This window comes from Petropleomorpha daqingensis (assembly GCF_013408985.1).
Taxonomy (GTDB): Bacteria; Actinomycetota; Actinomycetes; order Mycobacteriales; family Geodermatophilaceae; genus Petropleomorpha; species Petropleomorpha daqingensis.
Map to the genome: position 1 here is coordinate 2,018,071 of NZ_JACBZT010000001.1, position 11,803 is coordinate 2,029,873.

Consider the following 11,803-nt stretch of genomic DNA (forward strand, 5'->3'; position numbering starts at 1 on the left):
GTTTCCTGCGCTCCCAGCCTCCGTTGCTACTCCGGCAGCAGCACGCCGGGGTTGAGGATGCCGTTGGGGTCGAGGCGCTGCTTGACCACGCGCAGCACCTCGACGCCGAGCGGCCCGACCTCCCGCTCCAGCCACGGGCGGTGGTCGGCGCCGACGGCGTGGTGGTGGGTGAGCGTGCCGCCGGCCGACATCAGCGCGTCGGTCGCCGCGCGCTTCGCCGTCAGCCACTGCTGGATCGGCAGCTCGTCGTCCCGGTCGGCGAGCACCGTGAAGTACAGCGAGCCGCCGGTCGGGTACCCGTGCGACAGGTGGGTCATGATCAGCGGCCGCTTGCCCTCGCGGGTCAGCGACGTCCGCAGCGCCCGGAGGACCGCGTCGTACACGGTCGGCAGCGCCGTCCAGGAGGCCGCCGTCTCCAGGGTCTCGACCAGCAGGCCGTGGTCCATGAGCCGGTCGCGCAGGTACGGCCCGTCGAAGCGGTGCGCCCGCCACGACTCGCCGACCTTGCTGCCCAGCCGCAGGGCGCCGTCCTCGCGCAGCACCGACGCCGCCGTCTTCATCCGCGCGCGGACCAGCGTCGGCAGCCCCTCCCAGCCGAGCACCAGCAAGCAGCCGTCGGCCCGGCCGCGGGCCTTGAGCGCCCCGCGCAGCGCCCGCGCGCCGGCGCCGGTCGCCATGAGCAGGTTGGCCCGCGTCTCGTCGGCGTCGGAGAGGCGGACGACGTCGGGCAGGAGGTCGTGCCGCGCCAGCCGCTGCAGCCCCGCCAGGCCCGCCGCCCACGAGCGGAACGACCAGCCCTCGTAGTGCACGGTCCGCGGCTTCGGGCGCACCCGCAGCCGCACCTCGGTGATCACGCCGAGCGTGCCCTCCGAGCCCACGGCCAGGCCGAGCAGGTCCGGCCCGGCGGCGCTGGCCGGGGCGTGCCCCAGCTCCAGGACGCCGACCGGCGTGGCCAGGGTCAGCCCCGCGACCAGGTCGTCGAAGCGGCCGATGCCGGTCGACTGCTGCCCGGCCGAGCGGGTGGCCGCGTACCCGCCGATCGTCGCGAACTCGAAGCTCTGCGGGAGGTGGCCCAGCGTCAGCCCCTGCTCGCCGAGCGCCTCCTCCAGCTGCGGACCGCGCATCCCGGGGCCGACGGTCGCCAGGGACGACGGGACGTCGACGGCCTGGAGGCCGGCCATCCGCGAGAGGTCGACCACCACGCAGGGCCGGTCGTCGGGGTCCATGCCGGCCAGGCCGCCGACGACGCTGGTGCCCCCGCCGAAGGGGACGACGACGATCCCGCGGTCGCTGCAGGCGGTCAGCAGCGCCGCGGTCTCCTCGGTGCTGCCGGGCAGGACGACGGCGTCCGGGGCGTCCGAGGCGTCGCCGGAGCGGCGGCGCAGCAGGTCGAGGTAGCTCTTGCCGCCGGCGTGCCGCAGCCGCGCGTCGCGGTCGGTGAGCACGTTCTCCTCGCCGAGCAGGCCCACGAGCACGGTGCGGACGTCGTCCGGCAACCGCGACGGCGCCAGCTCGATCTCGGCGACCGGCACCGGTGGCGTGTCCCGGGGCGTCCAGCCGAGCTCGCGGGTCAGGTAGCGGCGCGCAGCCTTGGGCACGGTGTCGCCGGCGGCGGCCCGTGCGGGCCCCCAGCCCTGGATCGTCATTTCCGGCTGCTCGGGCATCGCTACAGTCTGCCGAGTGCTGCCCGGTGCGCTGAGCCCTGCCCGTCGCGCCCGTGACCTCGAGGCCGTCGCCGGGGCCTCGGTCGACGTCGTCGTGGTCGGCGGCGGGGTCACCGGCGCGGGAGTCGCCCTCGACGCCGCCTCGCGCGGGCTGTCCGTCGTCCTGCTGGAACGGGCGGATCTCGCGGCGGGCACCAGCCGCTGGTCGTCCAAGCTCGTGCACGGCGGGCTGCGCTACCTCGCGCACGGCGAGATCGGCCTGGCGCGGGAGAGCGCGCGCGAGCGGGCCGTGCTCATGGGGTCGACCGCGCCGCACCTGGTCCGGCCGCTGCCGTTCCTCGTCCCGGACGCCGCCGGCCGCTCGGTGAGCGCGCTGGCCGGGCTCGGCGGGCGGGTCGGTGACGCCGTCCGGCTCTCGGTGCCCGGCGGCCGCGGCTCGCTGCCCCCGACCCGACGGGTGTCGGCCGCGCAGGTGGCCGCCCTGGTCCCGGGCGTGCGGAAGGGCAGGGGCGGCGTCGTCTTCTGGGACGGGCAGCTGGCCGACGACGCGCGCCTCGTCGTCGCGCTGGCCCGCACCGCGGCGGCCTACGGCGCGCACGTGCTCACCGGCGCGGTGGTGACCGGGGTCGACGGGCACGAGGTGCACGTCGCGCTGCCCGGCGGGACGTCGACCACCGTGCGGGCCGGCGTGGTCGTGAACGCGGCCGGGGTGTGGGCGCAGAAGCTGGCGCCCGGGATCCGGCTGGTGCCCTCGCGCGGCTCGCACCTCGTCGTCCCGGCGGAGCGGCTCGGGTCGCCGTTCGCGGCGCTGACCGTGCCGCTGCCCGGGTCGCGGTCCCGGTACGTGTTCGCGCTGCCCCAGGCCCGCGGCCTGGTCTACCTCGGGATCACCGACGAGCCGGTCGCCGGGCCGCCGGGGGACGAGGACCCGAAGCCGTCGGACGCCGAGATCGAGCAGCTGCTCGAGACGGTCAACCAGGTGCTCGCCGAGCCGCTGAAGCGCGCCGACCTGGTCGGGGCCTACGCCGGGCTGCGCCCGCTGGTGCTGCCCGCCTCCGCGGGGACCGGCCTCGGTGACGCGACCGCCGACCTCTCCCGCAAGCACCTGCTCGCGTGGGACGGAGCGGTCCTCTCCGTGGTCGGGGGCAAGCTGACCACCTACCGGGCCATGGCCGAGCAGGCCGTGGACGAGGTCGTGGCGCGGCTCGGGCGCGGGGCGGCGCGGGCGGTGACCGCGCGGCTGCCGCTGATCGGCGCCGCGCCCCGGGTGGTGCTCGACCGGGTCGCGGCCTCCCCCCGGCTGGTGGCGCGGTACGGCACCGAGGCGCCGCTGGTCGAGGCGCTGGGCACGGAGCCGGTGGTCGAGGGCCGGCCCGAGACCCGGGGGGAGCTGCGCTTCGCCGTCCGGGCGGAGGGCGCGCGCACGGTCGCGGACCTCCTCGACCGGCGCACCCGCATCGGCCTGGTGCCGGCCGACCGGGCGGTGGCGTCGATGGTGGCCGAGCGGATCCTCACCGAGGAGACCTAGTCCCACGATGTGAGAATCCTGTTCCACTGAGTGGACACCATGCGCCAGAGTGGGCGCCATGGACACGTACACGCACGGGCACGCGGACCCGGTGCTGCAGTCGCACCGCTGGCGCACGGTGGAGAACTCGGCGGCCTACCTGGCGCCGCACCTGCGGGCCGGCCTCGACGTCCTCGACGTCGGCTGCGGTCCGGGCACGATCACCGTCGACCTGGCCGAGCGGGTGGCGCCCGGACGGGTCGTGGGGCTGGACGTCTCCGCCGATCCGCTGGACGAGGCGCGCGCCCTGGCGGAGTCGCGCGGCGTCGCGGTGACCTTCGCGGTCGGCGACGTGTACGCGCTCGAGGCGCCCGACGACTCCTTCGACGTCGTGCACGCCCACCAGGTGCTGCAGCACCTCACCGATCCGGTCGCCGCCCTGCGCGAGATGGCGCGGGTCTGCCGGCCGGGTGGTCTGCTCGCCGTCCGGGACGTCGACTACGCCACCTTCGTCTGGTGGCCGGACGACGAGGGGCTGGACCGGTGGCTGGACCTCTACCACCGGGTGGCCCGGCGCAACGACGCCGAGCCCGACGCCGGCCGCCGGCTGCTCGCCTGGGCGCACGCGGCCGGGCTGCGCGACGTCACGGCGACGACGTCGTCCTGGTGCTACTCTTCGCCGGCCGAGCGGGAGTGGTGGGGCAACTCGTGGGCCGGGCGGGCGACCGCGTCGTCCTTCGCCGAGCAGGCGGTGGCCTACGGGCTGGCCGACGCCGCGAAACTGGGCGGGATCGCCGCCGCGTGGCAGCGCTGGCGGGACGCCGACGACGGCTGGCTCGGCATGATGCACGGCGAATTGCTCATCCGGGTCTGACGCATTGTCGGGGCGCACGGAAATGCGCTGAATGCCGCTCCGGGTCAGGGGAGCGGCATTCAGCGCGAGGATGTCGAGGATCAGTACAGGCGGTCCTCCAGCTCGAGCAGCGCGGCGGCGTCCTCGATCTCGGCGAGCCACAGCCGGTCGGCCAGGCGGAAGAACCTGCTGGTCAGGTGCCGCTGGAAGTAGCGGTTCTCCAGGGCGCGGTCGGTGATCTCGGTGGGGCGCAGGGTCGCGGTCGCGGACATTTCTGGTTTCTCCCTCTCCGTGTGGTCCGGCTCGCTGTGTGCTGCGCCGGTGAGAAAAGGATGTCGATCCCAGGTAGTTCCCCGAATCGGAAGAGCGGCGTATATCGCGGCGGTCGAGTCCCTCAGATGTCAGGTGTCGTGCGCCGGCGCCGGGTCCCGGGGATGCCTAAGGGGCATCCCTAGTATCCGGCGCCGGCGGCTCAGACCACCTCAGGCGTCACCGCCGGGCGGCGTTGGCCTGGACGGCGGTGCTCACGTACTCCGCCAGGCCGGGAGCGATCTCCTCGTAGTGCGCGGTGAACCGCTCGTCCTCGACGTACATCCGGCCGAGTCCGGCGTGCATCTCCGGCGGGCAGTCGTAGAACCACCGGCTGATGTGCTGCCGGTGCTCCTCGGCGACGTCCATGGCCTGCTCGGAATCGGCCGCGGCACCCGAGCGCAGCGCCTCGGCGAAGCGCCGCTCGACCTCGGCGCCCTCCTCCTTGATCCGCAGCCAGTCGTCCTTGGTGTAGGACGACGTCCGCCGCCGCGACTCGCGGTAGGCGTCGGTCTCGCCCCAGCGCTCCTGGACCTCGGCGTCGTACCGCGACGGGTCGTCGTCGCCGAAGACCTCGAAGCGCTCCTCGGGGGTCAGGGAGATCCCCATCGTGCGTGCCTCCATCTCCTTCTCCACGGCCGCGACCACGGCCCGCATCCGGTCCAGCCGGTCCCGCAGCAGCGCGAGCTGCCGGCGCAGGTGCGCCACGGGATCGGCGGCCGGGTCGTCGAGCAGGGTCGCGATCTCCTCGAGGGGGAACCCGAGCTCGCGGTAGACCAGCACCTGGTGCAGCCGGTCCAGGTCGGACGGCGTGTACCGGCGGTAGCCCGCCGGCGTCCGTTCCGACGGCGACAGCAGCCCGATCCGGTCGTAGTGGTGCAGCGTCCGTACCGTCACGCCGGCCAGCGCGGCCACCTCGCCCACGTTCACCCGGATCCCTCCTCTGTTGACGGGGCCGAGGGTGCAGCCTGACGCAACGTCAGGGTCAAGCGCGATCCGGGCCCGCGGGAGAGGATCGGCGTCGTGCCCGACGACGTCTCCCCGCTCGACCCGTTCGTCCGCAAGCGCGCCGTGGGGCTCGCGTACGTGGACGAGGGGGAGGGGTCCCCGATCGTCTTCCTGCACGGGAACCCGACGTCGTCCTACCTGTGGCGCAACGTGATCCCCCACGTGCGCGACCTGGGCCGCTGCCTGGCGCCCGACCTGATCGGGATGGGCGAGTCGGACAAGCTGCCCGACCCGGGACCGGGCACCTACTCCTTCGCCGCGCACGCCGCGCACCTCGACGCCTGGTTCGACACGGTGCTCCCGGCCGGGCCGGTCACCCTCGTCCTGCACGACTGGGGCTCCGCGCTCGGCTTCGACTGGGCCAGCCGCAACCGCGACCGGGTGCGCGGCATCGCGTTCACCGAGGCGATCGTCGCGCCGCTGGTCTGGGCCGACTGGCCCGCCGACGCCCGGAAGATCTTCCGCACCATGCGCGGTCCGGACGGCGAGGCGGCGGTTCTGGAGAAGAACGTCTTCGTCGAGCGGATCCTGCCGGCCTCGACGCTGCACGGCCTGAGCCCCGAGGCGCACGAGCGCTACCGGGCGCCGTTCCGCGAGCCCGCCGACCGGTGGCCCACGCTGGAGTGGCCGCGGCAGATCCCGATCGAGAACGTCCCGCCGCTGATGCACGACGTCGTCGCCCGGTACGGGCAGTGGCTGGCGCACAGCCGCGTGCCGAAGCTGTTCCTGAACGCCGACCCCGGCTCGATCCTCGTCGGCCGGCAGCGGGCCGTCGTCCGGAGGTGGCCGGCGCTGATCGAGGTGACCGTGCCGGGGGTGCACTTCGTGCCCGAGGACTCGCCGCACGAGGTCGGCCGCGCCCTCGCGCACTGGCTGCGCACACTGGGGAGGTGACCCGGACCGACCAGCTGCAGGCCGACTGCTCCCGCTGCTTCGGGCTGTGCTGCGTCGCCCTGCCCTTCGCCCGCTCCGCCGACTTCGCCGTCGACAAGCCGGCGGGCACGCCGTGCACGAACCTGCAGGAGGACTTCCGCTGCGGCATCCACGGTGCGCTGCGGGAGCGGGGCTTCGCCGGGTGCACCGTCTTCGACTGCCTGGGCGCCGGGCAGAAGGTCTCGCAGGTCACCTTCGGCGGCCGGGACTGGCGGGACGACGCCGGGACGGCGCGGCGGATGTTCGCGGTCTTCCCGGTCGTCCGGCAGCTGCACGAGCTGCTGGCCTACCTGGCCGAGGCGATCGACCGCGCGCCCGCCGAGGAGCTCACCGCGGCCTGCGAGCGGGTCGACGCGCTGACCCGGGGCAGCGCCGAGGAGCTCGCGGCCTGCGACGTCGGCGCCGTCCGGGCCGAGGTGAGCGCGCTGCTGCTGCAGGTCAGCGAGCGGCTGCGGGCCGGGCTGCCCGGGCGGGAGGCGCGCGGCGCCGACCTGGTCGGAGCGCGGCTGCGCGGTGCCGACCTGCGCGGGGCGAACCTGCGCGGCGCTTACCTGATCGGGGCGGACCTGCGCGACGCGGACCTCCGTGCGGCCGACCTCGTCGGCGCCGACCTGCGCGGTGCGGACCTGCGGGGCGCCGACCTGACCGGAGCGCTGTTCGTCACCCAGGCCCAGCTCGAGTCCGCGAGCGGCGACGCGACCACGGCGGTCCCCGGGCACCTGCGGCGCCCCCTGCACTGGTCGCTGCCGCAGGTCAGGAGAACAGCAGGACGAGCAGCACGGCGTTCAGGGCGATGATCACCGCCGCGACCGCGACGGCGGCCACCGTCGTCCGGCGCCGGTTGACCAGCTCGCCCATGACGTCGGGCCGGCGGGTCAGCAGCACGAGCGGCACCAGCGCGAACGGGATGCCGAAGGACAGCACCACCTGCGAGACCACCAGCGCGTAGGTGGGGTCCACGCCCAGCGCCAGGATCGCCAGCGCCGGCACGAGGGTCAGGGCGCGGCGGGTGAACAGCGGGATCCGCCGCTGGAGGAAGCCGTCCATGATCACCTGGCCGGCGTAGGTGCCCACGCTGGTGGAGGCGAAGCCGGAGGCCAGCAGGGCCAGCGCGAACAGCAGCGCCGCCGAGCCGTCGAGCGCCGCGCCGAACCCGGCGTGCGCCCCCTCGAGGGAGTCGGTCCCGCCGAACGCCGACCCGGCGAACAGCGCGGCCGCGACGAGCAGCATCGAGACGTTGACCAGCCCGGCCAGGCTCATCGCGGCGAACACGTCGCCGCGCTGGGCCCGCAGCGCCCGCCGCCGCTGGTTGACCGTGCCGGCCGGGATGCTGGTCGACACGAGGGCGGAGTGCAGGTAGATGGCGTGCGGCATCACCGTCGCGCCCAGGATCCCGGTGGCGAGCACGAGGCTGGCGACGCCGTCGAAGCGGGGCACGAGACCGGCCACGGCGCCGGCGGGATCGATCGGGACGCGCACGATCAGCAGCAGGAACGCCACGAGGATGACCGTGAACAGCGCGGTCACCGCGCCGATCCAGCGCCGGTCGCCGCGGGTCTGCAGCGCGAGCAGACCGAAGGCGACCGCTCCGGTGATGACCCCGCCGGTGAACAGGTCGACCCCGAACAGCAGGTGCAGCGCGATGGCCCCGCCCATCACCTCGGCCAAGTCGGTGGCCATGGCGACCACCTCGGCCTGCACCCACAGCCCCAGCACGACCGGCCGGCGGTACCGCGCGCGGCAGTTCTGCGGCAGGCTCATCCCGGTCGCCAGCCCGAGCTTGGCCGACAGGCTCTGCACGAGCATCGCCATCAGGTTGGCCGAGACGATCACCCAGAGCAGCAGGTAGCCGAACCGCGCGCCGGCCGAGACGTTGGTGGCGAAGTTGCCGGGGTCGACGTAGGCGATCGCGGCGACGAAGGCCGGCCCGAACAGGGCCAGCCGGCGCCGGCGGGTGGCGCGGACCGCCGCGTCCTTCTCCAGCACGGTCATCCCGCCCTAGGGTCGCCGGCGTGACCGAGGGCCCGCGCGGCTGGGGGACGCCGCTGCACGCCGCCGTCCTCGACGCCACCGCCGTCGGCCCCGGGGCCACGCTGCTGGACCTCGGGTGCGGCACCGGCCTGTTCGCCCGGGCCGCCGCCGACCGCGGCGCGCGCGTGACCGGCGTCGACCGCGACCCGGCGGCGGTCGCGATGGCGTCGGCCGAGGTGCCGGAGGGCAGGTTCGTCGTCGGGACGGCGGAGCACCCGCCGGCCGGACCGTTCGACGTCGTCGCCGCGGTGCAGCTGCTGATGCACGTCGTCGACCCGGTCGCCGTCCTCGCCACCGCCGGCCGGACCGGAACGGTGGTCGCCGCGACCGTGTGGGGGCGCGAGGACGAGTGCGACGTCCGGGTCTTCGGCGAGGCGCTGGCCCCGTGGCTGGATGCCCGGCCGGCCGCGGACCCGGTCGACCTCCGCGGCCTGGCCGAGCGCGCCGGTCTGGTCGTCGACCGCCTCGACGAGGTGGTCTGCCCCTTCGACTACGAGGACGACGACGCGGTGCTCGGACCGCTGTTCGACTCCGCGCTCGGCCGGGCGGTCGGGCGTTCGGCGGGCCCGGTCGCGCTCCGGGACGCCGTCCTCGACCGGCTGGAGCCGTACCGCACCGACGACGGGGGCTACCGGCTGCACAACCTCTTCCGGGTGCTGGTCGCGCACCCGGGCTGAGTCAGCCGGTGCCGGCCGCGTCCGCATACCGGGTCTTGAGGAAGCTCCGGCAGAACTCCCCGTTGCTCTCGATGCCCAGCCGGGTCAGCCGGGCGCGCCGCAGGTGCAGCGGGACCTGCGCCGCGGACACCCGGGTGCCGTCGGGGTGGATCAGCAGCGGCGCGCCGTCGTCCGCCGGCAGCCCGAGCACGGCCCGCCGCGCCCGCAGCCGGTCGAGGTCGACCGAGGGGGGCGCCGCCCCGAGCGTCAGCACGGCGAGCTCGTCGGGCCCGGTTCCGGCGTCGACCAGCGGCCGGGCCACCCGGTCCTGCCCGGCGACGACCGCCTTCTCCAGGAAGTAGCGCCGCAGCTCGGCCAGCTCGGCGTCGGCCTCGCCGGCGAACGTCTCGACGAAACCGGCGTGCGCGGCCACCCCGCCGTTGATCTCGCTCGAGGCGTGGTGGTCCTCCAGCGCGATCTCCGCCCGCGTCACCCCTTCGACCGCCGACACCGCGTCGTAGGCGTCGGCGACCATGAGGAAGGAGAAGTTCGGCGCGCAGAAGAACGTCGGCAGGCGCAACCGGACCGAGGCGACGCCGTCGTCGGAGACGGTGCACGAGGCCACGAAGTCGAGAGTCGTGATCGGCTCGTCGAGCTCCGGGTCGAGCACCGTCCCCAACGCCTGCCAGACGGCGTCGTCGGTCCTCACGCCTGCGCCCCGGCGGTCTCCTCGACCAGCTGCTCGCCGGGCTGCTGCACGATGTTCGGCGGCTCGGGCAGCCGGCACTCCTCCGGGACGTCGATGCCGTAGAGCTTGGCCGCGTTGAGCCCGAGGATCTTCTTCTTCGTGGCGACCGTCGGGCGCGGGTAGTCGGTGAACGCGTCGTCCTCGGGCATCTGCCAGTCGACGAAGCCCTCGACCTGCCACTTCGGCGTCCAGATGTTGTAGTCGCTGCCGAAGGTGAGGCGGTCCTCGCCGACCCAGAAGAGCAGCTCGCCGATCACCTTGGCGAAGAACTTCGGCCGCGAGTACATGAGCCCGCCGATGACCACCGAGCAGCCCGCGTAGACGTTCGGCTCCTGCACCGCCATGTACGCGAAGTCGTCGATCCGCGGGATCCCGGCGTGCTCGATGATGAAGTTCAGGTCGGGGAAGTCGGTCGCGGTCTGGTCGACGTCCTCCATCGAGAACGCGTCCTTGTTCAGCGGCCAGATCGTCGGGCCCTTGTGCGCGTGGATGTTGGTGATGCCCAGTTCACGGCACTTCTCCAGGAACCGGTAGGAATCCTTGTCGGTGAGCTTCCAGCCGCGGGAGCCGTTCTCGTGCCATTCCGCGGTGTAGAGCTTCACGCCCTTGAGGTTCCAGCGCTGGGCGTCTTCTTCCAGCTGCTTGAGGCCCGCCTCGCCGTCCCGGGGGTCGAACCGGCCGTTGACGATGAACTTGTCCGGGTGCTTCTCGATCAGCGCACCGTTCTGCTCGACGGTGTTGAAGCCGTCCTTGTACCAGTACTTGAGGTAGGTCGACTGGAAGATCGCCTTGTCCACGTAGCCGTCCTCGAAGACGTCCTTCATGAGGTCGTCCTCGGAGACCTTCAGGTAGTGCTCCCAGTCCCAGTGGGTCTCCGGCGGCGCCAGCTTGTGGTAGCCGTAGAAGCAGTCGATCCAGCCCTTCGCCAGGTTCTCCCGCCCCTGGACCCAGTTCTCGCGGCTGGCGTCCCAGAAGTGCATGTGGCCGTCGACGATGAAGTACTTCTCGCCGTCCTTCTCGTACATGGATGTCCGCCTCTCGCGTCGCTGCGGGGGAAATCAGGGGACGAGGATGGCGCGGCCGCGCACCTTCCCCGCGTCGAGGTCGTGCAGGGCGTCGACCGCCCGGTCGAGCGGGTACTGCTGGGTGTGCAGGGTGACCTGGCCGGCCTGCGCCAGGACCATGAGCTCGGTCAGGTCGGCGTAGGTCCCGACGATGTTGCCGATGACGTTCTTCTCCCCGGCGACGAACTCCAGGGTCGGGATGCGCAGCTCGCCGCCGTAGCCGATGACGAACAGCGACCCGTTGGCGCCGGTCATGTGCCAGGCGTCCATCTCCGCGCCCTGCTCGGCGACGAAGTCCAGCACCACGCTCGCGCCGCCGCCGGTGAGGTCCTGCACGGCCGCGACGTGGTCGCCGTCGGCGACCACGGTCTCGTCGGCGCCGATCTCCCCGGCCAGCTTCAGCGCGTCGGGGTTCTTGTCGACGACGACGACCCGCGTGGCGGTGAGCGCCTTGAGGCACTGGATGCCGATGTGCCCGAGGCCGCCGGCGCCCTGCACGACGGCCGTGGTGCCGGGGTGCAGCAGCGGCGCGGCCTTGCGGACGGCGTGGTAGGCGGTGATCCCCGCGTCGGCCAGCGCGGCGACGTCGGCGGGCTGGGTCGTCGGCTCGAGCTTGACGCAGGACCGGGCGGAGGTGCGCAGGTACTCGGCCATGCCTCCGTCGTTGTTGGACAGGCCGGGGAAGTAGGCGTTCTCGCAGTGCATGTCGTCGCCGCGGCGGCAGGCGAGGCACAGCCCGCAGGTGGCGAGGGGGTGCAGGATCACCGTGTCACCGACGGCGACGTTGCTGACGCCCTCGCCGATCTCGTGGACCCAGCCGGAGTTCTCGTGGCCGATGACGTAGGGCAGCTCGGGGTGCTGGATCTCGTCCCACTGGCCCTCGAGGATGTGCAGGTCGGTGCGGCAGACGCCGGCGCCGCCGATCTTGACGATGACGTCGAGCGGGCCGAGGAGCTTGGGCTCGCCGATGTCGTCGATCGACGGGTCCTCGTGGTAGCGGTGGACGCGGACGGCTCGCATACGACGTCTC

Annotated in this window: 12 protein-coding genes; 5 read left to right on the forward strand and 7 right to left on the reverse strand. The window is 73.8% G+C overall.

Features of this window, described 5'->3' with window-relative positions; genetic code table 11:
- Positions 1 to 26: 26 nt before the first annotated feature.
- Positions 27 to 1,664 (reverse strand): FAD-binding oxidoreductase, encoded by a 1,638-nt coding sequence (locus GGQ55_RS09965; RefSeq protein ID WP_179716313.1) that lies wholly within the window; start codon positions 1,662 to 1,664, stop codon positions 27 to 29.
- Between the two features lie 16 nt (positions 1,665 to 1,680).
- On the opposite strand from GGQ55_RS09965, the gene GGQ55_RS09970 reads away from it, so the two are divergent.
- Positions 1,681 to 3,192 (forward strand): glycerol-3-phosphate dehydrogenase/oxidase, encoded by a 1,512-nt coding sequence (locus tag GGQ55_RS09970; RefSeq protein WP_366489037.1) that lies wholly within the window; start codon positions 1,681 to 1,683, stop codon positions 3,190 to 3,192.
- Between the two features lie 58 nt (positions 3,193 to 3,250).
- Positions 3,251 to 4,045, forward strand: a complete 795-nt coding sequence (locus tag GGQ55_RS09975) for a methyltransferase domain-containing protein (RefSeq protein ID WP_179716314.1) — start codon at positions 3,251 to 3,253, stop codon at positions 4,043 to 4,045.
- Positions 4,046 to 4,125: 80 nt separating this feature from the next.
- On the opposite strand, the gene GGQ55_RS09980 is transcribed toward GGQ55_RS09975, so the two are convergent.
- Positions 4,126 to 4,296, reverse strand: a complete 171-nt coding sequence (locus tag GGQ55_RS09980; protein WP_179716315.1) for a hypothetical protein — start codon at positions 4,294 to 4,296, stop codon at positions 4,126 to 4,128.
- Positions 4,297 to 4,513: 217 nt separating this feature from the next.
- Positions 4,514 to 5,263, reverse strand: coding sequence for a MerR family transcriptional regulator (locus GGQ55_RS28320; protein ID WP_366489038.1), 750 nt, complete (start codon positions 5,261 to 5,263; stop codon positions 4,514 to 4,516).
- Between the two features lie 93 nt (positions 5,264 to 5,356).
- Here GGQ55_RS28320 and GGQ55_RS09990 point away from each other — a divergent pair, with 93 nt between their 5' ends.
- Together GGQ55_RS09990 and GGQ55_RS09995 are read left to right on the forward strand one after the other, a co-directional pair.
- A complete protein-coding gene (locus tag GGQ55_RS09990; RefSeq protein ID WP_179716316.1) occupies positions 5,357 to 6,235 on the forward strand; it encodes a haloalkane dehalogenase in 879 nt (292 codons plus the stop codon).
- Entirely contained in the window at positions 6,232 to 7,071 is an 840-nt protein-coding gene (locus GGQ55_RS09995) for a pentapeptide repeat-containing protein (protein ID WP_366489039.1), read from the forward strand. The genes GGQ55_RS09990 and GGQ55_RS09995 overlap by 4 nt, the downstream gene beginning before the upstream one ends.
- On the opposite strand, the gene GGQ55_RS10000 is transcribed toward GGQ55_RS09995, so the two are convergent.
- Complete coding sequence (locus GGQ55_RS10000; RefSeq protein ID WP_179716317.1) at positions 7,028 to 8,266, reverse strand: Nramp family divalent metal transporter; 1,239 nt, start codon at positions 8,264 to 8,266, stop codon at positions 7,028 to 7,030. The two genes, GGQ55_RS09995 and GGQ55_RS10000, sit on opposite strands and share 44 nt — an antisense overlap.
- 20 nt (positions 8,267 to 8,286) lie before the next feature.
- Between GGQ55_RS10000 and GGQ55_RS10005 the strand changes: the two genes are divergently transcribed.
- Positions 8,287 to 8,982 carry a class I SAM-dependent methyltransferase gene (locus GGQ55_RS10005; protein ID WP_179716318.1) on the forward strand — a complete coding sequence of 232 codons (696 nt, stop codon included), beginning with the start codon at positions 8,287 to 8,289 and terminating at the stop codon, positions 8,980 to 8,982.
- A 1-nt stretch (position 8,983) separates the two neighbouring features.
- On the opposite strand, the gene GGQ55_RS10010 is transcribed toward GGQ55_RS10005, so the two are convergent.
- The 3 genes from GGQ55_RS10010 to GGQ55_RS10020 are packed head-to-tail and all read right to left on the reverse strand — an operon-like array spanning position 8,984 to position 11,793.
- Entirely contained in the window at positions 8,984 to 9,670 is a 687-nt protein-coding gene (locus tag GGQ55_RS10010) for an iron-sulfur cluster assembly protein (RefSeq protein WP_179716319.1), read from the reverse strand.
- Entirely contained in the window at positions 9,667 to 10,734 is a 1,068-nt protein-coding gene (locus tag GGQ55_RS10015) for an amidohydrolase family protein (RefSeq protein ID WP_179716320.1), read from the reverse strand. The genes GGQ55_RS10010 and GGQ55_RS10015 overlap by 4 nt, the downstream gene beginning before the upstream one ends.
- Positions 10,735 to 10,767: 33 nt before the next feature.
- Positions 10,768 to 11,793, reverse strand: a complete 1,026-nt coding sequence (locus GGQ55_RS10020) for an NAD(P)-dependent alcohol dehydrogenase (RefSeq protein WP_179716321.1) — start codon at positions 11,791 to 11,793, stop codon at positions 10,768 to 10,770.
- Between the last annotated feature and the right edge of the window lie 10 nt (positions 11,794 to 11,803).

Excerpts from the sequence above, each read along its gene's own strand:
- GGQ55_RS09965 (WP_179716313.1), bottom strand. The coding sequence starts at position 1,664 with ATGCCCGAGCAGCCGGAAATGACGATCCAGGGCTGGGGGCCCGCACGG.
- GGQ55_RS09975 (WP_179716314.1), top strand. The coding sequence starts at position 3,251 with ATGGACACGTACACGCACGGGCACGCGGACCCGGTGCTGCAGTCGCAC.
- GGQ55_RS09980 (WP_179716315.1), bottom strand. The coding sequence starts at position 4,296 with ATGTCCGCGACCGCGACCCTGCGCCCCACCGAGATCACCGACCGCGCC.
- GGQ55_RS10000 (WP_179716317.1), bottom strand. The coding sequence starts at position 8,266 with ATGACCGTGCTGGAGAAGGACGCGGCGGTCCGCGCCACCCGCCGGCGC.
- GGQ55_RS10015 (WP_179716320.1), bottom strand. The coding sequence starts at position 10,734 with ATGTACGAGAAGGACGGCGAGAAGTACTTCATCGTCGACGGCCACATG.
- GGQ55_RS10020 (WP_179716321.1), bottom strand. The coding sequence starts at position 11,793 with ATGCGAGCCGTCCGCGTCCACCGCTACCACGAGGACCCGTCGATCGAC.